Below are 24,751 nucleotides of genomic sequence, written 5' to 3'. Positions count from 1 at the left end.
ATCGGCACCGACCCTTCCCTGTAGGAGCGGCTTCAGCCGCGACCGGACGTTCGACGCGCCCGTCGGATGGTTGCGCCTGAAGGCGCTCCTACAGTTTGTGGCGTGGATCGACGGGGGCACCGTTGCGGTCGACGACCAGGCGCACGCGGCGGTCGCCGTGGTAGAAGCTCGCGCGGTACAGGCCTTCGTCCTCGCCGGTGCCGCGTTCGCACAGGATCGAAATCCCGTGCGACTCCATCAGCCGCTGGAACTCCGCGACCTCCAGGCCCAGGCCCTGCGCCACGAAGGCGCCGTCGATCTCCACGACCGGATTGACGTCGATGTCGATGCGCTTGTTCCCGGACATCGTCCTCTCCCGTTTTTTTCGTGCCTTCGGCTACGCTCAGGGCAGGCTCTTCCCCCGCGGGCGGGGGAAGGCATGGGCGCCGGCCCCGTCAGAGGCCGGTCTCCGCCGCGGGCTCGCCCGCCGCCACCGTCCGCCGCTTCGGCACGATCCACAGCCGCAGCATGAACCAGGCCAGCGCCAGCGCGCCGACGCTGAAGATCGTGTCGCCCGGCACGCGCAGCCATACCAGCAGCTCGATCAGCGGCTGCTGCATGAACTCGGCCGACCGAGCGTACCAGTAGCCGTGCTTGAGCGCGGCGTTGAGCTGCAGCACGCCGATCGGCAGCAGGGTCAGCAGCGCCATCCCGGCCAGGCCGATGTTGAAGGCCCAGAACGAGACCTTCAGTGCGCGGTCGTTCCAGGCCACGTCCGGCTTCAGCCCGCGCAGGCAGAACAGCATCAGGCCGACGCCGAGCATGCCGTACACCCCGAACAGCGCGGTGTGCCCGTGCAGCGGCGTGAGGTTCAGGCCCTGCATGTAGTACAGCGGCAGCGGCGGGTTGATCAGGAAGCCGAACAGCCCTGCGCCGACGAGGTTCCAGAACGCGACCGCGATGAAGAACATGATCGGCCACCGGTACTTCTGCATCCACGGCGTGGCCTTGCCCAGCCTGTAGCTGTGGTAGGCCTCGAAGCCAACGTAGGCCAGCGGCACCACCTCCAGCGCCGAGAAGCTGGCGCCGATGGCGATCACCGCGGTCGGCGTGCCGGCGAAGTACAGGTGGTGCAGCGTGCCGAGCACGCCGCCGGCCATGAACACGATGGTCGCGAACAGCACCGCGATCGTCGCCGACTTCACCTGCAGCAGCCCCAGGCGGGTGAACAGGAAGGCGATCACCGCCACCGCGAACACCTCGAAGAAGCCCTCCACCCACAGGTGCACCACCCACCAGCGCCAGTACTCGACCATCGACAGGTGCGTGTGCTCGCCCCACATCAGCCCGGCGGCGTAGAAGATGCCGATCGCCACCACCGACAGGAACAGCAGGCTGACGATCGACTTCGATTCGCCGCCGCTCCGGATCGCCGGCCACAGCGCGCGCCCGACCAGGGTCAGCCACAGCATCAGGCCGATGAACAGGAACCACTGCCAGAAGCGGCCGATGTCGACGTACTCCCAGCCCTGGTGGCCGAACCAGAAGTTCTTCGCCAGCCCCAGCTTCTGCATCACCGCGAACCACTGGCCCGCGAACGAACCGACCACGATCACGATCAGGCAGACCCACAGGAAGTTCACGCCCAGCCGCTGGAACCGCGGTTCGTGCCCGGAGATCGCCGGGCCGATGTACAGGCCCATGCCCAGCCACGCGGTCGCGATCCACAGCACCGCCAGCTGCGTGTGCCAGGTACGCGTGAGCGAGTACGGCAGGATCTCCGCCAGCGCGAAGCCGTAGGCCTCCTGCCCTTCCACCTGGTAGTGCGCGGTGGTGGCGCCGAGCAGGATCTGCACCAGGAACAGCGCCATCACCACCCAGAAGTACTTCGCCGTGGCGCGCATCGAGGGCGTGACGGTGATGCCCGCCAGCGGGTCGGACTTCGGCAGCACCGGCACCATCTCGTCGCCGTGGCTGACCGCGTAGTGCCAGCCCAGCAGCGCCACGCCGGCGATCAGGAACAGCACGCTGAACACCGTCCACAGGAAGGCGCTGGGCGGCGGCGTGTTGCCGACCAGCTTGTCGGCCGGCCAGTTGGCGGTGTAGCTGATCTCCTGTCCGGGACGCTCGGTCACCGACGCCCACGCCGCCCACCAGAAGAACGCGGTCAGCGCCTCGCGGTGCTCCTGCGTGCCCACGGTGTTGTTGCGCATGGCGTAGGCTTCGCGCAGTTCCGCGGTGTCCGGTTCGTTGCCGAACAGGCTGGTGTAGTGCGCGGCCACCGACTGCATCGCCGCGACGCGGTCGGCATCGAGGGTGATCGTCTGCGAGGCCTCGTCCCAGGTGTTGGGCCGCAGCAGCGCCTGCACGCGGCTGGCGTAGGCCGCCTGCGCGGGAGCGTCGAGCTGCCTGTAGCTCTCCAGCCCGTGCTCGCGCTGCGCCCAGAGGTCGAGGATCGCCTCGGCCTCGCGGTGCAGCCAGTCCGCGCCCCAGTCGGGAGCGACGTAGGCGCCGTGGCCCCAGATCGAGCCGAGCTGCTGGCCGCCGATCGACTGCCAGACCTGGCGGCCGGTCTCGATGTCGGCGCGGGTGTAGACGACGCTGCCGTCGGTGGAGACCACCCGTTCGGGCATCGGCGGCGCCTGGCGGTGGACTTCGCTGCCCACCCAGAGCAATACGGCGAAGGAGCTGAGCAGCAGGATCGCCAATCCTGTCCAGAGCTTGCGTGTGGAGTTCATCTTGCGGGCCTCTTGCAGGGTCCGCGGCATGGTCTTGCGGGCGGGTGCGGGCGACCTTGACCTGCGTCAAGCCGAAGGCGGGCGGTGGTCGCCTGCCCTCGAACGGGTCCTTCTTCCGGGTGCTTTTTTACGGGTTTGCTGATGGGGGACTGTCGCTGACTCACCCCCACCCCAACCCTCCCCCGCTTGCGGGGGAGGGCTGGGGTGGGGGCCAACGCGCCAATGCTCCCCTTGATCCAGGTCATCGCACCGCCAATCGCGCGACATCAGCATGGTCTTGCCATGCGCCCTTACGCCATCCTGCTACTCCTGCACCTGTTCGCCGCGCTGCTGTTCGTGGGCACGGTGTTCTTCGAGGTGCTGATCCTCGACAAGGTGCGCCGGCACGTGCCGAAGAACGCCATGCACCTGGTCGAGGCCGGCATCGGCCGGCGCGCGCGCCGGATCATGCCGTGGGTGCTGCTGGTGCTCTACGGCAGCGGGATCGGCATGGCCTGGCAGTACCGGGCGGCGCTGGCGCAGCCGTTCTCCAGCGGGTTCGCGCTGATGCTGACGCTCAAGATCGCACTGGCGCTGGGCGTGGCCGGGCATTTCGCCACCGCGATGTGGCTGCAGCGGCGCGGGCGCCTGCTGGGCAGCGTGTCGCGCCGGCTGCACCTGAGCCTGTTCTGGCACATGGTGGGGATCGTGCTGCTGGCCAAGGGGATGTTCCACCTGGGCTGGTGATGCAGGGGTTTGGCGCCTCCCCTGCTTGCGTCGCGAAAAGCACCCCCTCCCCAACCCTCCCCCGCAAGCGGGGGAGGGAGCGAAAGCGGGTCAGTCGCGCAGGACGTGGTGGGCCAGTTCGTCCAGCACGGCCGGCTGCAGGATCTCCATGTCGCGGCGGTCGACCTTCAGCACGCCTTCGTCCTGCAGGCGGCGCAGGACGCGGCTGACCGTTTCCGGCGCCAGGCGCAGGTAGTTGGCGATGTCGGTGCGCGCCATCGTCAGCCGCATCCGGTTCGGCGAGAAGCCGCGCTCGGCGAAGCGGCGCGACAGCATCACCAGGAACGCGGCCAGGCGTTCGTCGGCGGTGAAGTTGCCCGACAGCAGCGAGGCCTTGCCGATGTCCTGGCTGAGCAGGTTGAACAGGTGCCGCTGCAGGCCGGGCATGCGGCTGGCGAGCGTGGCCATCATCGGGAACGAGAACCGGCACAGCGTCACCGTGTCCAGCGCCACCGCGTTGCACGGATAGCGCGAGCTGGCGATGGCGTTGAGGCCGATCACCTCGCCCGGCAGGAAGAAGCCCAGCACCTGCTCGCGGCCGCTGGCGTCGTTGACGTAGGTCTTGACCGTGCCGGCGCGCACCGCGGCGATGGCGTTGAACGGATCGCCCTCGCGGAAGACGTGGTCGCCTTCGCGGAACGGGCCGACGTGCTCGACCAGCACGTGCAGGTCGCGCAGCTGGCTCTTGTCGTAGCCCTCCGACAGGCAGGCCGCCGAGAAGGCGCAGGTGCTGCAGAAGGTGAATTCGTCACCGTCGTCCGCGATCGGTGTCCCGGACAGCACTGTCAATGGTGGCTCGCGCACGCTTGCTGTCCTGCCTGACGCTTCAGATGGTCCGGGAATAGCGCACTCCTTCCGCGGGATTCCCGAGATACCGGTCGAAGCACATGGCAATGATACGCAACAGCGCGCGCCCGCGGGGCGTGGCGCGGATCGTTCCCGGCGGGCACTGCACCAGGCCGTCGTCCTGCAGCGGGCGCAGCGCGTCCAGCGCGTCGGCGAAGTACTCGCCGAAATCGATGCCGTAGGCCTTCTCCACGCGACGTACGTCGATCTCGCCCCGGCACATCAGCTGCTGGATCAGGTCGGCGCGCAGCACGTCGTCGTTGCCCAGCATCAGGCCGCGCCAGATCGGCAGGCGCCCCGCGTCGACCGCGGCCTCCCACGACGGCAGGTCGCGGTGGTTCTGGGTGAAGCTGTCGCCGACGTGGCTGATCGCGCTCACGCCGAAGCCGACCAGGTCGGTCTGGGCGTGGGTGGTGTAGCCCATGAAATTGCGGTGCAGGCTGCCCTCGCGCTGGGCGCGGGCCAGCTCGTCGCCGGGCAGCGCGAAGTGGTCCATGCCGATGTATTCGTAGCCGGCGTCGCCCAGCCGCTGCACCGCCAGCTCCAGCAGCGCGAGCTTGCCCTCGGCGCTCGGCAGGTCCTCGTCGCGGATCTGCTTCTGCGCCTTGAACAGCCGCGGCATGTGCGCGTAGCCGTAGATCGCCAGCCGGTCGGGACGCGCGGCGATCACGGTGTCGAGCGTGCGCGCGAAGCCGGCCAGGGTCTGCTTCGGCAGGCCGTAGATCAGGTCGACGTTCACCGAGCGCATGCCGAAGCGGCGGCAGGCGTCGATGATGGCGAGGGTTTCGTCGATCCCCTGCTCGCGGTTGACCGCCTTCTGCACTTCGGGATCGAAGTCCTGCACGCCGAGGCTGGTGCGGTTGAAGCCGATCGCCGACAGCACCTCGACGTCGGCCGGGGTGACGAAGCGCGGGTCCAGCTCGATCGAGAAGTCGCGGTCCAGCGCGTGGCTGAAGCTGAACTGGCGGCCGAGGCTGCCGACCAGTTCGCCCAGCAGGCGCGGGGCGAGGAAGTTGGGGGTGCCGCCGCCCAGGTGCAGCTGCACCACTTCGCGGTCGCGGTCGAACAGCGGCGCGACCAGGGCGATCTCGCGCTGCAGGCGGTCGAGGTAGATGCGGCCCTTCGCCTCGTCGCGGGTGATGACCCGGTTGCAGCCGCAGTAGAAGCAGGGGCTCTGGCAATAGGGGATGTGCACGTACAGCGAGATCTGGCGCGGGATCGGGTCCTCGTTGCTGCGCCGGGCGATGTCGCGGAAATCGACCTCGCCGAAACCCTCGGCGAAGTTCGGCGCGGTCGGGTACGAGGTGTAGCGCGGCCCCGGCCGGTCGTAGCGGCGCAGCAGGCCGGCGTCGAAACGCCAGTTCCGCTCGGGGATGACGGGAGAGCTCGTCTGCATGGGCGGCAGTATCCGAAGGTCGTCCGGGGCCCGCCTTGACCCGGATCAAGCCGCCGGCCCGGCCCAATCCCCGCAGGAGATCGGGGCCTGCCGGATCCCCGGGATTGTGGAGCCTTGCACGAACGCCGCCCGGACCACCTTGATCCAGATCAACGACGCCCGGGGGCCGGCCGGACTACCCTTCGCGCCGATCGATACCCCCGGGGATGGCCCATGCAGCAGGCCGCGGCAACGACATACAACGACAAGGTGGTGCGCCAGTTCGCGGTGATGACCGTGGTCTGGGGCGTGGTCGGCATGCTGGTGGGCGTGGTCATCGCCGCCCAGCTGTACTGGCCGGACCTGACCCACGGCATTTCCTGGCTCAGCTACGGCCGCCTGCGCCCGCTGCACACCAATGCGGTGATCTTCGCCTTCGGCGGCTGCGCCCTGTTCGCCACCAGCCTGCACGTGGTCCAGCGCACCTGCCACGTGCGGCTGATCTCCGACAAGCTGGCGGCCTTCGTGTTCTGGGGCTGGCAGGCGGTGATCGTGGCCGCCGCGATCACCCTGCCGCTGGGCTGGACCCAGGGCAAGGAATACGCGGAGCTGGAGTGGCCGATCGACCTGCTGATCACGGTGGTCTGGGTGGCCTACGCGGTGCTGTTCCTCGGCACCATCGCGATCCGCAAGGTCAAGCACATCTACGTGGCCAACTGGTTCTACGCCGCCTACATCATCGCCATCGCCCTGCTGCACATCGTCAACAACATCTCGATCCCGTCCGGGCTGGCCAAGTCCTACCCGGTCTACAGCGGCGCCGTCGACGCGATGGTGCAGTGGTGGTACGGCCACAACGCGGTCGGCTTCCTGCTGACCGCGGGTTTCCTCGGGATGATGTACTACTTCGTGCCCAAGCAGGCCGGGCGCCCGGTGTACTCCTACCGGCTGTCGATCGTGCACTTCTGGGCGCTGATCGCGGTGTACATGTGGGCCGGCCCGCACCACCTGCAGTACACCGCGCTGCCCGACTGGGCGCAGTCGGTGGGCATGGTGTTCTCGCTGATCCTGCTGGCGCCGAGCTGGGGCGGCGCGATGAACGGCATCATGACCCTGTCGGGGGTGTGGCACAAACTGCGCACCGATCCGATCCTGAAGTTCCTCATCGTCGCGATCAGCTTCTACATGATCGCCACCTTCGAGGGGCCGATGATGTCGATCAAGACCGTCAACTCGCTGTCGCACTACACCGACTGGACGGTCGGCCACGTCCACGCCGGCGCGCTGGGCTGGGTGGCGATGATCTCGATCGGCTCGATCTACGCGCTGCTGCCGCGCCTGCTCGGCCTGCGCGAGATGTACTCGACCAAGTGGATCGACACCCACTTCTGGCTGCACACCGTCGGCGTGGTGCTGTACATCGCCTCGATGTGGATCGCCGGCGTGATGCAGGGCCTGATGTGGCGCGCCACCAACGACGACGGCACGCTGACCTACAGCTTCGTCGAAGCCCTCAACGCCACCTACCCCTACTACTTCGTGCGCCTGCTCGGCGGCGTGGTGGTGCTGGCCGGCATGCTGCTGATGGTATTGAACATGTGGAAGACCTACAGGATGGGACAGGCGGTCGCCGCCGACCAGCCGGTGCTGCCCCCCGACCCCAGCCAGGCCATCGCGCCTGCGCAGGCCCGCGCAGGAGGCCAGGCATGAGCGGGAACGGAAACCCCAACGCCCACGAGAAGGTCGAGAAGAACATCGGCCTGATGGCGGTGCTGATCGCGGTGGTGGTGTCCTTCGGCGGCCTGGCCGAGATCGTGCCGCTGATGTACCAGGCCGAGGCGATCGAGCCGCTGCCGGGCGTCAAGCCCTACCCCGCGCTCGAACTCGCCGGCCGCGACGTCTACGTCCGCGAGGGCTGCTACAACTGCCACTCGCAGATGGTGCGCACGCTGCGCTTCGAGTCCGAACGCTACGGCCACTATTCGCTGGCCGGCGAGTCGGTCTACGACCGCCCGTTCCAGTGGGGCAGCAAGCGCACCGGCCCGGACCTGGCCCGCATCGGCGGCCGCTACTCCGACGACTGGCACCGCGTGCACCTGATCAACCCGCGCGACGTGGTGCCCGAATCGAACATGCCCGCCTACCCCTGGCTGGCCGAGCGCGGCGTCGACCGCGACCAGACGCTGCGCAACATGCGCGCGCTCAAGCGGCTCGGCGACCCGTACAGCGACGAGGACCTCGCCCAGGCGCCCGAGGCGCTGGCCGGCAAGAGCGAACTCGACGCCGTGGTCGCCTACCTGCAGGGCCTGGGCCGACACGCACCCAAGGGAGGACAAGCCCGATGATCTCCGGCATCGTCACCGCGATCCTGCTGCTGTGCTTCATCGGCGGCTGGATCTGGGCCTGGAGCCCGAAGCGCAAGCGCGACTTCGACGCCGCGGCGCGACTGCCGCTGTCCGACGACGGGGAGGCGCCGTGAGCAACGCGTGGTCGTGGTACGTCATCTTCCTCGTCGTGCTCAACATCGGCGGCTGCGCCTGGCTGCTGATGTGGACCGCGCGCCGCCGCCCCGGCGACCCGAAGCCGGAAGACACCAGCCACATCTGGGATGGCGACATCACCGAATACAACAAGCCGCTGCCGAAGTGGTGGATCAACCTGTTCTACCTCACCATCCTCTTCAGCATCGGCTACCTGGTCTGGTATCCCGGCTTCGGCAACTTCGCCGGCACCAGCGGCTGGACCTCGGCCGGCGAACACGACCTCGAGAAGGCGCGCCGCGATGCGCAGCTCGAGGAAACCTTCGGCGTGTACGCCGACCGGCCCTTCGCCCAGCTGGCCGGTGACCCGGCCGCGATGGAACTGGGCCGATCGATCTTCGCCAACACCTGCGCCGCCTGCCACGGCTCGTCGGCGCAGGGCGCGCCCGGCTATCCCAACCTGACCGACGACACCTGGAACTGGGGCGGCGAGCCCGCGCAGATCCTGGCCACGGTGCTCGACGGCCGCGAGGGCGTCATGCCGCCGCTGGGCACGGTGATGCAGGGCATCGGCGGCGACGTCTCCATCACCCAGGCCGCGGCCTACGTGCGCGCGCTGCGCACGGACGACATCGAGGCCACGCTGCGCAACGACTACATGGCCGCGCGCGGCAAGAAGTACTTCGACAGCCTGTGCGTGGCCTGCCACGGCCCCGAGGGCAAGGGCAACCAGGACCTCGGCGCGCCCGACCTGACCGTGCGCAACACCCTGTACCCGAACACGCTCGACAGCATCCGCAAGACCATCGTCGACGGCCGCCACGGCAGCATGCCCGCGCACCGCGACCTGCTCGGCGAGACCCGCGCGCGGCTGGTGGCGGCCTACGTCTGGTCGCTGTCAAACTCGGGGGGGACCGAGGCCCCTCCCGGAATGCCATGACCGATTTCACCGAGCCGCGCTTCGACCACCCGCCGCGCCCGATGGCGCAGCGGGTGGGGGCGATCGCGTGGCCGAGCTTCTTCGCCGCGGGCGTGTGCACGATGGTGTTCTTCGCCTTCATCGACCCGATCGAACTGCGCGACATGACCTTCCCCGACCTGCCGCTCACGCGCGAACTCGGCTACACCCTCGGCTTCTTCATGTTCTGGCTGGCAACCGCCTCGTCGAGCCTGTTCACCTGGATCCTGCTGCGGCCGTCGAGTCGCTTCAACCGCGGACTGCCGCCGGAATGAGGCGGGCACGGCGAAGCGACGCGGCTGGTCCGGCAGCCCCTGGGACATTCTGTCGCTGTTGCCGCGGCGACCGGTCCCCATACTGATCCCGGCCGCCGACCACGGCATCTCCAGCCACACCGCGCAGCGCACGGTGGAGCCAAGCGAATGAATCCCGTCCTCCACGATCCTCCCGCCAGCACCGCCCCGCCCCCACCCGACGGTAACGGGCAATGAGTCGCGGCATCCCCATCGACGTCGTCGACGAGGGCGGCAACTCGCTCTACGTCAAGGAGCGCAAGGTCTATCCGCGCGACGTCTCCGGCCCGCTCAACCGCCTGCGCGTGGCGGCGGTGTTCTGGCTGCTGGGCATGTTCTACCTGTTCCCGTGGCTGCGCTGGGACGGCCGCCAGGCGGTGCTGTTCGACCTGCCCGCGCGCAAGTTCCACGTCTTCGGCCTGACCTTCTGGCCGCAGGACTTTTTGTTTCTCGCGCTGCTGCTGATCATCGCCGCGCTGGCACTGTTCTTCTTCACGGCACTCGCCGGCCGGCTGTTCTGCGGCTACGCCTGCCCGCAGACGGTGTGGACCGAGGTCTTCCTGTGGATGGAGCGCTGGACCGAGGGCGACCGGCCGAAGCGGATGAAGCTCGACGCCGGGCCGTGGACGCGCGAGAAGCTGCTGCGCAAGGGCGCCAAGCACGCGCTGTGGGCGGTGTTCGCGCTGTGGACCGGCTTCACCTTCGTCGGCTTCTTCACACCGATCACCGAACTCGCCGCGCGCCTGCCCTCGCTGTCCTGGGGCGGATGGGAAACCTTCTGGGTGCTGTTCTACGCGCTCGCCACCTGGGGCAACGCCGGCTTCCTGCGCGAGCAGGTGTGCAAGTACATGTGCCCCTACGCGCGCTTCCAGAGCGCGATGTTCGACCGCAACACCCTGATCATCGCCTACGACCCGATGCGCGGCGAACCGCGCGGCCCGCGCAAGCGCGGCCTGGGCAGCGTGCTCGGGCGCGCGCGCGGCCTGCTCGACATGGCCACCGCCTACGATTACGTCTTCCGCGCCGGAAAGCATCCTTCCGCGGCCACGCAGGCCGCGCACGCCACCGGCACGATCACCTGGGACGGCGAACTGGGCGAGGTGAAGCCGCTGCCGAAGTTCGCGCCCGAAGCACTGGGCGACTGCATCGACTGCACGATCTGCGTGCAGGTCTGCCCCACCGGCATCGACATCCGCAACGGCCTGCAGTACGAATGCATCGCCTGCGGCGCCTGCATCGACGCCTGCGACGAGGTGATGGCCAAGGTCGGCTATCCCAAGGGCCTGATCCGCTACTCCACCCAGAACGCGATCGACGGCAAGTCCACGCGCGTGCTGCGTCCGCGGATCTTCGTCTACGGCCTGCTGCTGCTGGGCTGCATCGTCGCCTGGGCGGTGGGCGTGGGCACCCGCAGCGACCTGATCGTCGAGGCCCTGCGCGACCGCAACGCGCTGTACCGCGAGACCGCCGACGGCGCCATCGAGAACGGCTACACGCTGAAGCTGGTCAACAAATCCGACCGCGACCGCGATTTCCGCATTTCGGTCGAATCGGCCACGCACGGCATCGAACTGCGCGACAATGACGGCCCGCTGCACGCGAAGGCCGAAGCCGTGGTCTCCGTTCCGGTCGTGCTGATCGCACGCGACGGCGTCTCCGGTCGCAAGGACATCCGCTTCATCGTCGAAAGCGACGACGGCGCGTCCCGCGAGGTCGTCGACAGCAGCTTCTTCGGACCGATGTGATGGAACAGCAGCCCCCCCGGGAAGCGCCCAAGCCCTTCTGGAAGACCGCGATGATGTGGCTGGTGATCGGCCTGCCGACGGCGTCGGTCTTCGCCAGCATGGCGCTGGTGGTCATCGCCACCCGCAGCGGCGGCGCCGACGTGGTGCGCGACGACGTGCAGCGCGTCTCGCAGATCCAGACCACCGACCTCGGCCCCGACGAACAGGCGCGCGCGCTCGGCCTGAGCGCGGTGCTGCGCGCGGACGAGGGCGTGCTGGAAGTGATCCCGGCCACCGGCGACTTCCGCCGCCAGGCGCCGCTGCGACTGGTGCTGCAGCATCCCAGCCGCACGCGGGAAGACCTCGAACTCGAACTCGCCCCCGCCGGCGCCGGCTGGCGCATCGAACAGCCGCTCGACGACGGCCATGACTGGATCGTGCAGCTGTCCCCGGCAGACGGCAAATGGCGCCTGCACGGTCGCCTGCCGAAACAGCAGCATGCGACGCGGCTTGCGCCGTCGCTGGTGCCATGAGGGGTCCGATGTCGTGTTCCGCAAGCCCGGAGGCAAGTCCGGCCGTCCCGCCTTTCCGGATGACATCAAACGTGTCATCCCGAACGAAGTGAGGGATCTGTGCGGGGTCTGTCCGAGGGCAGATCTCTCGCTACGCTCGAGATGACAGGTCAACGCCCAGCGCTGGCATGGCATGACGCTTCGGCCGCTGAGGTGGCATCCACACCCTCCTGCCACCACTGCAGCGAGCCCCTGCCGCGCGAGCCCGCGCAGCGCGCCATCGACGGCGACGGCCGCGCCTACTGCTGCGACGGCTGCGCCGCCGCCGCGCGCTGGATCCGCGACGCCAATCTGGGCGACTACTACCGCCTGCGCACGGCCGCCGCCGGCCGCGTCGGCGGCGACCACGTTGACCTGTCGGTCTGGGACCGCGAGGACGTGCTGCGCGAGCACGCGCACACGATCGAGGGCGGGCGCCGCATCACCCTGCTCAGCGACGGCATGCGCTGCGCCGCCTGCGCCTGGCTGATCCAGAAGGCGCTGGCGCGCGAGCCGGGCGTGCGCGAGGTCACCGCCAACGCCGTCACCGGCCGCATCCGCATCGACTGGGACCCGGCGCGCGCGCCGCTGTCGCAGGTCCTGCAGCGACTCGCCTCGCTCGGCTACCGCCCCTACCTGGCCGGCGGTGACGCGCGCGAGCGCGCCCGCACCGCCGAACGCAACCGCTGGCTGCTGCGCCTGGGCATCGCCGGCCTCGGCACGCTGCAGGCGATGATGCTGGCCGAGGCGCTGTACCTGGACTTCGACCACCAGATGCCGGCGGCGACGCGCGACTTCTTCCGCTGGCTCGCCTTCCTGCTGTCGACGCCCGTGGTGTTCTACTCCGGCTGGCCGTTCCTCGCCGGCATGTGGCGCGAGCTGCGCATGCGCCACGTCGGCATGGACACGCTGATCGCCACCTCGACCCTGCTCGCCTACTTCGCCAGCCTGGTCGAGACGATCCGCGGCGGCGCGCACGTCTGGTTCGACGCGGCGGTGATGTTCGTGTTCCTGCTGCTGGCGGCGCGCATGCTGGAGCAGCGCGCGCGCAACGTCGCCAGCGCCCAGGTCGACGCGCTGGCGCGCGCGCGTCCCGCGTTCGCGACCCGCGAAACCACCGACGGGGCGCGCGAATCTGTGGCGCTCGCCGACCTGCACGCGGGCGACGTCGCCTGCGTCGCGATCGCCGAATCGGTGCCGGCCGACGGCGTGCTGCTCGATGGCGAGGCCTGGCTCGAGGAATCGCTGCTGACGGGCGAGTCCGGCGCGGTGCGCAAGTCGCCGGGCGACGCGGTCTACGCCGGCACGGTGAACCGCGAGGCGCCGGCGCGCATCCGCATCACCTGCACCGGGCCCGAGACGCGCCTGTCGCAGCTGACGCGGCTGGTCGAGGAGGCGCAGTCGCACCGGCCGCGGCTGGCGCGGGTGGCGGACCGGATCGGCAGCCGCTTCGTGGTGTCGCTGCTGTTCGTCGCCGTGCTGGTCTACGCCGGCTGGCGCCTGCACGATCCCTCGCGCGCGTTCGAGGTGACGCTGGCGCTGCTGGTGATCAGCTGCCCCTGCGCGCTGTCGCTGGCGGTGCCGACCGCGCTCGCCGCCGCGCACGGTGCGCTGGCCCGCGCGGGCGTGCTGGCCACGCGCGCGGACGCGATGGAAACACTGGCCACCGCCACCGACATCGTGTTCGACAAGACCGGCACGCTCAGCGACGACCGGCCGGCGCTGGCGCAGGTCGAGGTTTTCGACGATTTCGCGCAAGCGCAAGCGCAGGCGCTGCGCATCGCCGCGGCGCTCGAACGCGACGCCAACCATCCGCTCGCGGCCGCGTTCGCGCAGGCCGGGGACGGGACGAGGGCGACCTCGGTCCTCGCCGTCGCCGGACAGGGCGTGGAAGGCGTCGTCGACGGCCGGCGCTGGCGGCTCGGCCGCGCCGAGTACGCCTGCGGCGGCGCCGACGACGGCGCGCTCTGGCTCGGCGACGGCGCGCACGCCTCCGCGCGCTTCGTGCTGCGCGAATCGATCCGCGCCGATGCCCCGGCCGCGCTGCAGGCGCTGCGCGCGCTCGGCCTGCGTGTGCACCTGTCGAGCGGCGATGCCGCCGCGCCGGTCGGCACGCTCGCGCAAGCGCTCGGCATCGCCGACGCCCACGCCCGCCAGCGTCCCGAGGACAAGCTGGCGCTGGTGCGGCGGCTGCAGTCGGAAGGCCGGATCGTGGCGATGGTCGGCGACGGCCTCAACGACGCCCCGGTGCTCGCCGGCGCCGACGTTTCGCTGGCGATGGACACCGGCGCGGCGCTGGCGCAGCGCGCGGCCGACCTGGTCATGACCGGGCCGACGCTGCTGCGGATCCCGGCCGCGGTGCGGGTGGCGCGCGCGACCCGGCGCGTCATCGGCCAAAACTTCGCCTGGGCGCTGGGCTACAACCTGCTGGCGGTGCCGCTGGCGGCCGCCGGCCTGGTCACGCCGTGGATCGCGGCGCTGGGCATGGCAGGATCGTCGCTGGTGGTCACGCTCAACGCCCTGCGACTGGCCCGGAGTCCTTCATGAGGAGCCTGCTGCTGCTCGTGCCGATCAGCCTGGTGCTGCTGGGCGTCGCGATCTGGGCCTTCGTCTGGGCGGTGCGGCGCGGCCAGTTCGACGACCTCGACACACCGGCGCTGGACATCCTCGCCGACGACGGGGACGAGGATGAGCAGCGCGAGCACGATCCGTCATCCCCGCGAAGGCGGGGACCCAGCGTCGTTGCTCCACGACAGGCCAAGACGCTGGGTCCCCGCCTTCGCGGGGATGACGATCCATATTCCGACCCTTCCGAAGCCACAACAACCACGCAGCGCTACCAGGGCGCAGGGACCCCGGATGCCGATTGACTGGCTGGTGCTGCTCGCCGCGCTGGCCAGCGGCCTGCTCGGCGGCCTGCACTGCGCCGCGATGTGCGGCGGCATCGCCACCGGGCTGTCGGCCACGGCGCCGGGCGGCGGCTGGCCGGGCGCGCTGCAGCTCAACTTCGGGCGGGTCGGCGGCTACGTGCTGGCCGGCGCGATCGTCGGCGCGTTCGGGCACGGGCTGGTGGCGCTGCTGCGCGATCCGTGGATCGGCATCGCCCTGCGTGCACTCGTCGGCGCCGCGCTGGTGGTGGTGGCGCTGCGCCTGCTCGGCGTGCGCGCCCTGCCCGGCTTCCTCGCCCGCCCCGGCGCGCGCGCCTGGGCGTGGCTGCAGCCGCTGCAGCGGCGCCTGCTGCCGGCGGACACGCCGCTGCGGCGACTGGGCATCGGCGCGCTCTGGGGCTGGCTGCCCTGCGGCCTGAGCTTCAGCCTGCTGACCGTGGCCTGGCTGCAGGCCAGCCCGCGCAACGGCGCGCTGACCATGCTCGCCTTCGGCCTCGGCACCCTGCCGGTGATGCTGCCGCTGACCTGGTCGGGCCAGCGCATGGGCCGCTGGCTGCAGCGCCCGCGGCTGAAGGCGCTGGCCGCCGGCATCGTGCTGGCCATGGGGCTGCTGACGATTGCGGCGCCGTGGCTGATGCGGGTGCCTGCGCTGCATGACTTCCTCGCTGCCCTGGGCTGTCGGCCGTTGCCCGTGTAGGGGTGGACGACGTGCTCCGCGCGGCGGGCCCAGGCCCGCCCTATTCGGCAGCGCGGTAGCGGGCCAGCAGCGTTCCGGCCACGCGCGTCGCCATCTCGTCGGCCAGCTGCTGCATCGGCGGATTCCCCAGCTCCGCGGTGGTGGCGGCGAACAGCGTCAGCCAGCGTTCAAACATCGCCGCGTCCAGCCCCGGCAGCGCGTTGTGCCGCTGCACCGGCGCCCCGCTGAACCGGCGCGTGCCGCGCAGCATCGCCGACCAGAAGTCGACCAGGGTCGCCAGATGCGCCGGCCAGTCGTCCACGTGCGCGTCGAACACCGGCCCCAGCCGCGGATCGGCGCGCACGCGCGCGTAGAATGCGTGCACCAGCCGCGTCACTTCCTCCTCGCTGCACAGGCCCGGGCCGGGCGCGGGGTCCTGTTGCGGGGATGGGGGCATGTCGACTCCGATACGATGGACGTCGATGATGCCAAACTCATCCGGATTCCTGCAGGAGGCCGTTTTCCAGGCGCGCATGGCCGCCGGGTGATCCAGATCAAGGCATCCTGCGACGCGATGTCCGATCATGGCGCCAGACCTGAAACACCTGAAACCCCCACGGAGCAAAGCATCATGAACATCCGCAAATCCCTGCTCGCCCTCGCCCTGCTCGGCTGCGCCGGCCTGGTCCAGGCCGCGCCCAACTGCACGATCAAGCTCCAGGGCGGCGACAACATGCAGTTCGACCAGAAGACGGTCACGGTCTCGGCCGCCTGCAAGAGCATCAGCCTCGAACTGCAGCACACCGGCAAGCTGCCGGTCGCTGCCATGGGGCACAACATCGTCGTCACCGCCTCCGCCGACGCCGATGCCGTCGCCAAGGACGGCATCAAGGCCGGCGCCGCCAGCGGTTATCTCCCGGCAGGCGACAAGCGCGTCCTGGGCGCGACGAAGATGATCGGCGGCGGCGAGAGCGCGACGGCCTCCATCCCCGGTGGCGCGCTCAAGGCCGGCGGCGAGTACAGCTTCTTCTGCTCCTTCCCCGGCCACTCGGCGCTGATGCGCGGCAAGGTGGTGGTGGCGCCCTGAGCGGACGCCCGGCACGGATCCGGCGCGGCTTCGGCCGCGCCCCCGGGAGACGGACACTTCGTCGGACGGCGGGTCGCGCCTGAAGGCGCTCCGGGAATTCCCGACGCCGGGAGTCTGCCCGCGGACAGGTGCTTTGGCATGTCCGGGCGGTCATGCGAAAATCGGGGTTTCCGCCCCCGTAGCTCAGCTGGATAGAGCGTCCCCCTCCTAAGGGGAAGGTCGTGCGTTCGAATCGCGCCGGGGGCGCCACCCATGCAGAGCCGCCGCGCCTGGCCGCCCCCGCGGCCGCCGCGGCGTACAGGAGTACGCACCGCCATGACCCACCCCGTCCTCACCGCCCTCGGCCTCGGCGCGAACGAATCCGGCACCTACCTCGGCAGCGGCGAATGGTCGAAGACCGCCGACGCCGGCGTGATCGAGCCGGTCAATCCCACCACCGGCGAGGTGCTGGGCCGCGTCCAGGCATCGAGCCGGGCCGACTACGACCTGATCGTCGAGCGCGCGCAGGCCGCGTTCAAGGTCTGGCGCAGCACGCCCGCGCCGCGCCGCGGCGAGGCGATCCGCCTGTGCGCCGACGCGCTGCGCACGCACAAGGACGCGCTGGGTTCGCTGGTGGCGCTGGAGATGGGCAAGTCCAAGCCCGAGGGCGACGGCGAGGTGCAGGAGATGATCGACATCGGCGAATTCGCCGTCGGCCTCTCGCGCCAGCTCTATGGCCTGACCATGCATTCCGAACGCCCCGGCCACCGCATGTACGAACAGTGGCACCCGCTGGGCCTGGTCGGCATCATCAGCGCGTTCAACTTCCCGGTCGCGGTCTGGGCCTGGAACAGCTTCATCGCCGCGGTCTGCGGTGACATCTCGATCTGGAAGCCCTCGCCCAAGACCCCGCTGTCGGCGATCGCCTCGATGAAGATCTGCAACGAGGCCCTGCGCAAGGCCGGCTTCCCCGACATCTTCTTCCTGTTCAACGACGCCGGCACCGAACTGGCGCAGGAATTCGTCGACGACCGGCGCATCGCCCTGGTCAGCTTCACCGGTTCGACCAGGGTGGGCCGCACGGTCGGCGAACGCGTCGCGCGGCGCATGGGCCGCAGCCTGCTGGAGCTCGGCGGCAACAACGCGATCATCGTCGACCCCAGCGCGGACCTGAAGCTCGCGATCCCGGCGATCGTGTTCGGCGCGGTCGGCACCGCCGGCCAGCGCTGCACCACCACGCGCCGCCTGTTCGTGCACGAGTCGATCCACGACGACGTGCTGGGCAAGCTGGTCACCGCCTACAAACAGGTCGAAAAGAAGATCGGCGATCCCACCGACCCGGCCAACCTGATGGGCCCGCTCAACAGCCGCGACGCGGTCGATGCCTACCTCGACGCGGTCGCGAAGGCGAAGGCGGCCGGCGGCACCGTCGAGACCGGCGGCGCCGCGCTCGACGACCGCAAGGGCAACTTCGTGCTGCCGACCATCGTCACCGGCCTGTCCAACGACGCCGAGGTGGTGCAGACCGAGACTTTCGCGCCGATCCTGTACGTAATGAAGTACCGCGAGCTGGACGAGGCCATCGACCAGCAGAACGCCGTGCCGCAGGGCCTGTCCTCGGCGATCTTCACCACCGACCTCAAGGCGGCCGAGGCCTTCCTGGCCGCGACCGGCTCGGACTGCGGCATCGCCAACGTCAACATGGGCACCTCGGGCGCCGAGATCGGCGGCGCCTTCGGCGGCGAGAAGGAGACCGGCGGCGGCCGCGAATCGGGTTCGGATGCGTGGCGGGCCTACATGCGCCGGCAGACCAACACCGTCAACTACTCGGACGCACTGCCGCTGGCGCAGGGCATCAAGTTCGACCTCTGACGGCGGCTTCCTCCGCAGGCCATGCAAAGCGGGCATCACGCGACGCGATATGCGATGCTGCAACGCGTCAGCGGCGCCTGGCGCGCGGACCTGCTGGCCGTCGACCACGCCCCTGCGCCGGCCGCACGCCTGGCGCAGGATCGCGGGCGCGGGGAACGGGTCGAAGCGCTGCGCCACGGACGCCTTCCGGGATGAGCCCGGACCACCCGCATCGAACGCCCGCCGCCGAGACCCGCCCATGAATCTCCCGCCCCGCCAGACCAGCGCCCTCGCAATCACCAGCCTCATCTCCGGCATCCTTGGCTGGACCCTCGTGCCGTGGATCGGCAGCATCGTCGCGATCGTCACCGGGCACATGGCGCGCGGCGAGATCCGGCGCGCACCGGACCGATTCGAGGGCGACGGCCTGGCGCTCGCCGGCCTGATCCTGGGCTACGCCATGCTCGCGCTGAGCCTGGTCGGCATCGTCGTGCTGCTCCTGTTCTTCGGTGGCCTGGTCTGGCTGGGGTTCAACGCCTGAGATGTACGGCCTCGCACGCCCCCTGCTGTTCGCGCTGGAAGCCGAGCGGGCGCACGCGCTCGGACTGCGCTCGCTCGATGCCGTCCGGCGCCTCGGCCTGGTGCCCCTGCTGGGCGGTCGGGCCCAGCCGTTCCCGACCCGAGTCCTCGGGCTGACCTTCCCCAACCCCGTCGGTCTCGCCGCCGGCCTCGACAAGAACGGCGCCCACGTCGATGCCCTGTTCGCGCTCGGCTTCGGCTTCGTCGAGATCGGCACGGTCACCCCGCGCGCGCAGCCGGGCAACCCGCAGCCGCGCATGTTCCGGCTGCCGCGCCATCGCGCGCTGATCAACCGGCTCGGTTTCAACAACGAGGGCGTCGACGCGCTGGTGGCCAACGTCGGGCGCGCACACAGGCGCACCGGCCCGCTCGGCATCAACATCGGCAAGAACAAGGACACGCCCAACGAATCTGCCGACCGCGACTACCTGCACTGCCTGGAGCGCGTCTACCCGCTGGCGGACTACGTGACGGTCAACATCTCCTCGCCCAACACCGCCGGCCTGCGCGAACTGCAGGAGGAGCAGGCGCTGCGGCGCCTGGTCGGCACGCTGCGCGAGGCGCAGGAGCGGCTGGGCGCGAAACACGGCAAGCGCGTGCCGATGCTGGTCAAGATCGCGCCGGACCTGTCCGACGACGACGTGCACGCCGCCGCGCGCGTGCTGAGCGACCTGCAGGTCGACGGCGTGATCGCCACCAACACCACGGTCTCGCGCATCAGCGTGCAGGACGATCCGAGCTCGCGCGAGACCGGCGGCCTGTCCGGCGAGCCGCTGATGAACAAGTCCACCGCGGTGCTGCGGATGCTGCGCACGCGCATGCCCGAGGCGATCCCGCTGGTGGGCGTCGGCGGCATCCTCTCCGGCGCCGACGCGGTGAAGAAGATGGCGGCCGGCGCCTCGCTGGTGCAGGTCTACACCGGCCTGATCTACCGCGGGCCGAGCCTGATCGGGGAATGCGTGGAAGCCATCCGCCGGCGCAAGGAAGCGCCGAGCCGGGGCAACCTGCCGAGCCTGTGAGCATCTGATGAGCGTCGCCTGCCGCGTGTCCCGTGACGCCGACCTGCGCGCGCGCAACACCTTCGGGGTGGCCGCACGCGCGCCGGTGCTGGTCGAAGTCGACGATGCCTCCGGCCTCGCCGAAGTCTTCGCGCGGCACGTGCCCGCAGGCCTTCCGCCGCTGGTGCTCGGCGGCGGCAGCAACCTGCTGTTCGCGGGCGATCCGGCCGGCGTGGTGCTGTCGCTGCAGGCCGCCGGCATGCGCATCACCGCGGACGACGGCACGCACGCGATCGTCCGCGCCGACGCCGGCGCCCACTGGCACGCCTTCGTGCGCTGGACGCTCGACCAGGGCCTGTCGGGCCTGGAGAACCTCGCGCTGATCCCGGGCACGGTCGGCGCGGCGCCGATCCAGAACATCGGCGCCTACGGCGTCGAAGTGCAGGAGTTCGTCCACCTCGTCGAAGCCTTCGAGCCGGCCAGCGGCGACCGCCTGCGGCTCGCGCGTGCGGATTGCGCCTTTGCCTACCGCGACAGCCTGTTCAAGCGCGAAACCGACCGCTTCATCGTCACCGCGGTCGAGTTCCGCCTGCCGCGCGAAGCCGCGGTGCGCATCGACTATGCCGGCGTGCGCGAGGCGCTGGCGGCGGACGGCATCGAGTCGCCGACGCCGATGCAGGTCTTCGAGGCCGTGTGCACCATCCGCCGCCGCAAGCTGCCCGACCCGGCCGCGATCGGCAACGCCGGCAGCTTCTTCAAGAATCCGATCGTGGCGACCGCCCGGGCCGATGCGCTCGCCAGCGCACATCCGCAGCTGCCGCAGTTCCACACCGGCGACGAGGCCACCCGCAAGCTCTCGGCGGCCTGGCTGATCGACGCCTGCGGCTGGAAGGGCCATCGCGACGGCGATGCCGGCGTGTCGGCGCAGCACGCGCTGGTCCTGGTCAACCACGGCGGGGCCACCGGCGCGCAGCTGCTGGCGCTGGCGCGGCGGATCGCCGCTTCGGTGCGGGAGCGCTTCGGCGTGGCACTCGAGCCGGAGCCGCGGATCGTCGGCGAACGATGGTGAGCGGGGCGACGCCACTGCGATGGCCGACCTCCGTGTACGGCCGCGCCGCGCTGCTGATGCTGGGTAGCACGCTGTCGTTCGCGATGATGGCGCTGGCCATCCGCTTCGCCACCGCCACGATCCCGACCACCGAGATCGCCTTCTTCCGCAACCTCTTCGGCCTGGCCGCGCTGCTGCCGCTGATCCTGCGCCGCGGCGCCGCCCTGCCGCGCACGCGCCACCTCGGGCGCTACTTCGTGCGCACGACCATCGGCCTGGCCTCGATGCTGTGCGGCTTCTGGGCCGTGGGCCACCTGCCGCTGGCGCAGGCGGTGTCGCTGTCTTACGCCACGCCGCTGTTCGTCACCATCGGCGCGGTGCTGTGGCTGGGCGAGAAGGTGCGCATCCGTCGCTGGATGGCGGTGGCGGCGGGCTTCGCCGGCGTGCTGGTGATCCTGCGGCCGGGCACCGGCTTCACGCCGGGCATGATCGTGGCCCTGATGGGCGCGCTGTTCGCGGGCATCGTCGCGATCCAGATCAAGCAGCTCTCGCGCTTCGACGCGCCGGACACGGTCGTGTTCTACACCTACGCGTTCTGGGTGCCGATGTCGCTGCTGCCGGCGCTGTTCCAGTGGACCTGGCCTGGCCCGACCGCCTGGCTGTGGCTGGTCGCGACCGGCGTGATGGGTACCTTCGGCCAATTGCTGTGGACGCGGGCGATCGCGCTCGGCGAAGTCTCGGCGCTGCAGCCGATCAGCTTCGTGCAGTTGCCCGTGCTGGTGGCGCTGGGCTGGTGGCTGTTCGGCGAGACGATCGACGCCTGGACCATGCTCGGCGCCGCGATCGTGCTCGGCGCCAACGGCTACATCGCGCACCGCGAGGCGACGCTGCAGCGGCGCGCGGCGACGCAGGCGCCGCTGGAGGCGGCCAAGCCGGGCGAATAGCGGTCCGTAGGTCGGGGCTACGCCCCCGACGCATGCCCTTTCTCGCGAGCGCAGGAAGCAAACCATGTCATTTCGACCGCAGGGAGAAATCTCGTCTCCGGCGCAGGGGAAAGGAAGATTTCTCCCTGCGGTCGAAATGACAGGCTTTTTTGTCCCGGGGTTGCCTGCTCATTTGGGAGAAGAGTGAATACACTGGGTCCCCGCCTTCGCGGGGATGACGGAGCGCGGTAAACCTCAGCGGGCTTCCGTGCGCGAACGGATCGCGCCGGCCAGGTTGGCGAGCGGTTCGTCCAGGGTGTCGGGGTCCGCGGCCAGCAGTGGCGCGAGGTCACTCTGCCACCAGCGCTCGGCCTCGCCGTCCCGGCCGGCCTGCCGGCAGGCCTCGACCAGTTCCCAGACCGTTCGCAGCGTTTCGTGGTGCCGCTCGCCGAGCACGCGCTGGCGCACCTCCACCGCCTCGCGGAACGTGGCGAGGCCTTCCGCATGGCGACCGCTCCTGACCAGGGTGTCCGCGCGTATCGACAGCACCGCCCGATGCAGCGGGTGCCTCTCTCCCAGCGTCTCGAGCACCTGCGGGGCCGCGTCCTGCAGCAGCTCCAGCGCTTCCCCGTAGCGTCCCGCCCAGCGCAGCGTGCTGGCGTGGTTGACGACGATCGACAGCGTATCGGGATGGCGTTCGCCCAGCCGCCGGCTGCGCGTTTCGATCACCTGCTGCTCCAGCGGCAGCGCGCCCGCAAAGTCGTCCAGTCGTGCGTGCGTGGTCGCCAGGTTGAGGCGGGTGCGGACGGTCTCGGGGTGCTCACGGCCGAGCACGCGTTCGCGCGCTTCCAGCACGGACTGCAGCAGCGGGAGCGCTTTTTCGGCCTGGTGGGCGTCGGCGTACATCGTGCCCAGGGTGGCGCGCGCGGCCAGGCTGCGCGGGTGTTCGTTGCCGTAGCGGGCCACCGTGGCCTGCGCCACCTGTTCCTGCAGCTGCACCGCCTCGGACCTGCGCCCGGACTGCATGCGCAGCACCGCGAGGTTGCGCTGCGCGTCCAGGGTGTCGTCGTGCCGCGGGCCGAGCTGTCGCAGGCGCGACGCGACCACCTTCTCCTGGTTGCCGGCGGCGGCGTCGAATTCGCCCATCTGCCGCTGCGACGCCGCCAGCGCGCCGCGCGCGGAGGCCACGGCCGGATCGTCCTCGCCGTATCGTTCGAGCAGTCCATCCAGCAGCGACTGGCGCGTCGCGCGCGCGGCCTGCAGGTCGCCGCGCGCGTACACGATCTCGGCCTGCGCCAACTCCAGCCCGACCCGGGTCGGATCGTTCGCCGGCAGTCGTGTCAGCTCCGGCAGGCTGCGCCGCAGCGCCGCTTCGGCGGCGTCGTACTCGGCCGAGGCCACCAGCGCGCCGACCTGCGCCCGGCGCGCGCGCAGGGTTTCGGGCGCGGCTTCGCCGAGCGCCGCGCCGCGGTAGTCGGCGACGCTGGCGAAGGTCCGCGCCGCCTTCGCGTCCAGCCCGAGCACCGACTGCACGCGCGCCACCGATTCGCGCAGTTCGGCGGCCAGCTGCGGATCGTCGGCGAAATCGCGGTCCAACGCCGCCTCCGCGCCCGACAGCAGGCCGTAGTCGACCAGTCCGCGCGCGATGTCGGTGGTGTCGGCGCGGGCCAGCAGGGCGCGGAAGTCGTCGCCCTGGTCCGGCGCGGCGGCGCCCACCTGCTGCTCCAGTGCCTCGCCCATGCGCGCGCCGAGCACCTGCATGTCCAGTGATTCGAGCATCGACTGCTGGAAATCCACGACCTTCTTCAATTCACTGCTGCGCTGCTCGGCCACCCGGCGCTGCTCGCGCGCCTGCATCAGCCCGTGCAGCGACAGCGCCAGCCCGCCGACCAGCGCCGCCAGCGCGACCGCCGCCGCCGCCAGTCCGGCGCGATGCCGGCGTGCGAACTTGCGCCACGCGTAGCGCCGCGACGCGGGCACGGCGAGCACCGTGCGGCCGTCGAGGAAGCGGCGCAGGTCGTCGGCCAGCGCCGCAGCCGACGGGTAGCGGTCGGCGCGGTCGTGCTGCATGGCCTTCAGCACCACCCAGTCCAGCTCGCCGCGCAACACGCGCCGCATCGCCGCCAGCGGTTGGCCCTGCCGGCCGGCGACGCGGTCCGCTTCGCCCGGCGGCAGGGTGTCCAGTTGTTCGGACGGGCGACGCAGGGTGCGGCTGTCCGCAGTGACGGTTTCACCGGCGAGCTTCGGCCGCTGTCCGGTCAGCAATTCGCACAGGACCACGCCCAGCGAGTACACGTCGCTGCGCGTGTCGACCAGCGACTGGTCGCCGGCGGCCTGCTCCGGGCTCATGTAGTCCGGCGTGCCCGCGACCTCGTGCGTGCCGGCCAGAGTCGACGCGGTGGCGATGCCGAAGTCGATGATCTTCGGCAGCGCGCGGCCGTCCACCTCCTCCACCAGCAGGTTGCCCGGCTTGAGGTCGCGATGGATCACGCCCTTCTGGTGCGCGTGCTGCACGCCTTCGCAGGCCTGGACGAACAGTTCGATGCGGCGCGCGAGCGGCAGCGCGTTGTCCTCGCAGTAGCGGGTGATCGTCTGCCCGTCGATGAATTCCATCGCGAAGAACGGGTGCCCGTCCTCGGTGGTGTCGGCGTCGTAGATCTGCGCGATCGCCGGATGCCGCATCTGCGCCAGCACCTGGCGCTCGATCTCGAAATGGGCCTTGCGCCGCGCATCCAGCGTCCGCGCGCGCAGCAGCTTGAGCGCGACCGTGCGCCGCACCGGTTCGAGCTGCTGCGCGCGGTACACCTCGCCCATGCCGCCGCGGCCAAGCAGCGACTCGACGCGGTAGCGGCCCAGCCGCGTGCCGGCGGGCAAGGCCGCGCCGTTCGCAGGCGATGCGCCCGGCGAACGCGTGGACAGCAGCTCGGTGCTGTCCGGATCCTGGTGATCGATCGGCATCGTCATGGCGCCCCCCGTCGGCCACGTCGCGCCGGCCATCCTAGCGGAAACGGCT

Annotated in this window: 24 protein-coding genes and 1 tRNA gene; 19 read left to right on the top strand and 6 right to left on the bottom strand. The window is 70.5% G+C overall.

All coding sequences use genetic code 11. The features are described 5' to 3' along the window. Positions 1 to 88: 88 nt before the first annotated feature. Together FQY83_RS01305 and FQY83_RS01300 are read right to left on the bottom strand one after the other, a co-directional pair. A complete protein-coding gene (locus FQY83_RS01305; RefSeq protein ID WP_146384398.1) occupies positions 89 to 346 on the bottom strand; it encodes a DUF6522 family protein in 258 nt (85 codons plus the stop codon). Positions 347 to 434: 88 nt separating this feature from the next. Then, positions 435 to 2,717, bottom strand: a complete 2,283-nt coding sequence (locus FQY83_RS01300) for a nitric-oxide reductase large subunit (RefSeq protein WP_146384396.1) — start codon at positions 2,715 to 2,717, stop codon at positions 435 to 437. 282 nt (positions 2,718 to 2,999) lie between these two features. Here FQY83_RS01300 and FQY83_RS01295 point away from each other — a divergent pair, with 282 nt between their 5' ends. After that, positions 3,000 to 3,443, top strand: a complete 444-nt coding sequence (locus FQY83_RS01295; RefSeq protein ID WP_146384394.1) for a CopD family copper resistance protein — start codon at positions 3,000 to 3,002, stop codon at positions 3,441 to 3,443. 90 nt (positions 3,444 to 3,533) lie between these two features. Here FQY83_RS01295 and FQY83_RS01290 read toward each other — a convergent pair whose 3' ends face one another. Beyond that, positions 3,534 to 4,286: a cyclic nucleotide-binding domain-containing protein gene (locus FQY83_RS01290; RefSeq protein ID WP_146384392.1), complete on the bottom strand. Its 753-nt coding sequence runs from the start codon at positions 4,284 to 4,286 to the stop codon at positions 3,534 to 3,536. A 22-nt stretch (positions 4,287 to 4,308) separates the two neighbouring features. Continuing rightward, positions 4,309 to 5,724: an oxygen-independent coproporphyrinogen III oxidase gene (gene hemN, locus FQY83_RS01285; protein ID WP_146384390.1), complete on the bottom strand. Its 1,416-nt coding sequence runs from the start codon at positions 5,722 to 5,724 to the stop codon at positions 4,309 to 4,311. A 213-nt stretch (positions 5,725 to 5,937) separates the two neighbouring features. Here hemN and ccoN point away from each other — a divergent pair, with 213 nt between their 5' ends. From ccoN to FQY83_RS01235, 10 genes are all read left to right on the top strand, one after another. Further along, positions 5,938 to 7,413 carry a cytochrome-c oxidase, cbb3-type subunit I gene (ccoN, locus tag FQY83_RS01280; protein WP_146384388.1) on the top strand — a complete coding sequence of 492 codons (1,476 nt, stop codon included), beginning with the start codon at positions 5,938 to 5,940 and terminating at the stop codon, positions 7,411 to 7,413. Beyond that, a complete protein-coding gene (gene ccoO, locus FQY83_RS01275; RefSeq protein WP_146384386.1) occupies positions 7,410 to 8,048 on the top strand; it encodes a cytochrome-c oxidase, cbb3-type subunit II in 639 nt (212 codons plus the stop codon). Before ccoN ends, ccoO begins: the two co-directional genes overlap by 4 nt. Then, entirely contained in the window at positions 8,045 to 8,182 is a 138-nt protein-coding gene (locus FQY83_RS01270) for a cbb3-type cytochrome oxidase subunit 3 (protein WP_146384383.1), read from the top strand. The genes ccoO and FQY83_RS01270 overlap by 4 nt, the downstream gene beginning before the upstream one ends. Then, on the top strand, positions 8,179 to 9,123 hold the full coding sequence (gene ccoP / locus FQY83_RS01265) for a cytochrome-c oxidase, cbb3-type subunit III (RefSeq protein WP_146384381.1): 945 nt from the start codon (positions 8,179 to 8,181) through the stop codon (positions 9,121 to 9,123). The genes FQY83_RS01270 and ccoP overlap by 4 nt, the downstream gene beginning before the upstream one ends. Next, the gene (locus tag FQY83_RS01260; RefSeq protein WP_146384380.1) at positions 9,120 to 9,416 is read left to right on the top strand and encodes a hypothetical protein; all 297 of its coding nucleotides are present in this window, start codon (positions 9,120 to 9,122) and stop codon (positions 9,414 to 9,416) included. Before ccoP ends, FQY83_RS01260 begins: the two co-directional genes overlap by 4 nt. Positions 9,417 to 9,628: 212 nt before the next feature. Continuing rightward, positions 9,629 to 11,179: a 4Fe-4S dicluster domain-containing protein gene (locus FQY83_RS01255; RefSeq protein WP_146384377.1), complete on the top strand. Its 1,551-nt coding sequence runs from the start codon at positions 9,629 to 9,631 to the stop codon at positions 11,177 to 11,179. Further along, positions 11,179 to 11,691 (top strand): FixH family protein, encoded by a 513-nt coding sequence (locus FQY83_RS01250; RefSeq protein ID WP_146384375.1) that lies wholly within the window; start codon positions 11,179 to 11,181, stop codon positions 11,689 to 11,691. The genes FQY83_RS01255 and FQY83_RS01250 overlap by 1 nt, the downstream gene beginning before the upstream one ends. Positions 11,692 to 11,883: 192 nt before the next feature. Next, a complete protein-coding gene (locus tag FQY83_RS01245; RefSeq protein ID WP_238333362.1) occupies positions 11,884 to 14,256 on the top strand; it encodes a heavy metal translocating P-type ATPase in 2,373 nt (790 codons plus the stop codon). Beyond that, a complete protein-coding gene (ccoS, locus tag FQY83_RS17930; RefSeq protein WP_337678294.1) occupies positions 14,253 to 14,579 on the top strand; it encodes a cbb3-type cytochrome oxidase assembly protein CcoS in 327 nt (108 codons plus the stop codon). The genes FQY83_RS01245 and ccoS overlap by 4 nt, the downstream gene beginning before the upstream one ends. After that, positions 14,569 to 15,294: a sulfite exporter TauE/SafE family protein gene (locus tag FQY83_RS01235; RefSeq protein ID WP_146384371.1), complete on the top strand. Its 726-nt coding sequence runs from the start codon at positions 14,569 to 14,571 to the stop codon at positions 15,292 to 15,294. Before ccoS ends, FQY83_RS01235 begins: the two co-directional genes overlap by 11 nt. Positions 15,295 to 15,334: 40 nt before the next feature. Here FQY83_RS01235 and FQY83_RS01230 read toward each other — a convergent pair whose 3' ends face one another. Next, entirely contained in the window at positions 15,335 to 15,730 is a 396-nt protein-coding gene (locus FQY83_RS01230) for a group III truncated hemoglobin (RefSeq protein WP_146384369.1), read from the bottom strand. Between the two features lie 15 nt (positions 15,731 to 15,745). Here FQY83_RS01230 and azu point away from each other — a divergent pair, with 15 nt between their 5' ends. The 8 genes from azu (at position 15,746) to FQY83_RS01195 (ending at position 21,759) form a co-directional block, all read left to right on the top strand. Continuing rightward, the gene (gene azu, locus FQY83_RS01225; protein WP_238333361.1) at positions 15,746 to 16,360 is read left to right on the top strand and encodes an azurin; all 615 of its coding nucleotides are present in this window, start codon (positions 15,746 to 15,748) and stop codon (positions 16,358 to 16,360) included. A gap of 172 nt (positions 16,361 to 16,532) precedes the next feature. After that, positions 16,533 to 16,609: transfer RNA gene (locus FQY83_RS01220), tRNA-Arg, on the top strand. Between the two features lie 66 nt (positions 16,610 to 16,675). Continuing rightward, positions 16,676 to 18,211 (top strand): L-piperidine-6-carboxylate dehydrogenase, encoded by a 1,536-nt coding sequence (gene amaB / locus FQY83_RS01215; protein ID WP_146384367.1) that lies wholly within the window; start codon positions 16,676 to 16,678, stop codon positions 18,209 to 18,211. 54 nt (positions 18,212 to 18,265) lie between these two features. Next, positions 18,266 to 18,406: a hypothetical protein gene (locus FQY83_RS17525; RefSeq protein WP_158636405.1), complete on the top strand. Its 141-nt coding sequence runs from the start codon at positions 18,266 to 18,268 to the stop codon at positions 18,404 to 18,406. A 43-nt stretch (positions 18,407 to 18,449) separates the two neighbouring features. After that, positions 18,450 to 18,731: a DUF4190 domain-containing protein gene (locus FQY83_RS01210; protein WP_146384365.1), complete on the top strand. Its 282-nt coding sequence runs from the start codon at positions 18,450 to 18,452 to the stop codon at positions 18,729 to 18,731. 1 nt (position 18,732) lies between these two features. Next, positions 18,733 to 19,788: a quinone-dependent dihydroorotate dehydrogenase gene (locus tag FQY83_RS01205; RefSeq protein WP_146384363.1), complete on the top strand. Its 1,056-nt coding sequence runs from the start codon at positions 18,733 to 18,735 to the stop codon at positions 19,786 to 19,788. Between the two features lie 7 nt (positions 19,789 to 19,795). Then, positions 19,796 to 20,836, top strand: a complete 1,041-nt coding sequence (gene murB, locus FQY83_RS01200; RefSeq protein ID WP_146384361.1) for a UDP-N-acetylmuramate dehydrogenase — start codon at positions 19,796 to 19,798, stop codon at positions 20,834 to 20,836. After that, positions 20,830 to 21,759, top strand: coding sequence for a DMT family transporter (locus tag FQY83_RS01195; protein ID WP_238333360.1), 930 nt, complete (start codon positions 20,830 to 20,832; stop codon positions 21,757 to 21,759). Before murB ends, FQY83_RS01195 begins: the two co-directional genes overlap by 7 nt. A 234-nt stretch (positions 21,760 to 21,993) precedes the next feature. On the opposite strand, the gene FQY83_RS01190 is transcribed toward FQY83_RS01195, so the two are convergent. Then, positions 21,994 to 24,702 carry a serine/threonine-protein kinase gene (locus FQY83_RS01190; protein WP_158636404.1) on the bottom strand — a complete coding sequence of 903 codons (2,709 nt, stop codon included), beginning with the start codon at positions 24,700 to 24,702 and terminating at the stop codon, positions 21,994 to 21,996. Positions 24,703 to 24,751: the final 49 nt, after the last annotated feature.

It is taken from the genome of Luteimonas marina, from assembly GCF_007859325.1.
Taxonomy (GTDB): Bacteria; Pseudomonadota; Gammaproteobacteria; order Xanthomonadales; family Xanthomonadaceae; genus Luteimonas; species Luteimonas marina.
Note: the sequence above shows the minus strand (reverse complement) of the source record. Positions and strands in the feature narration are given on the sequence as shown.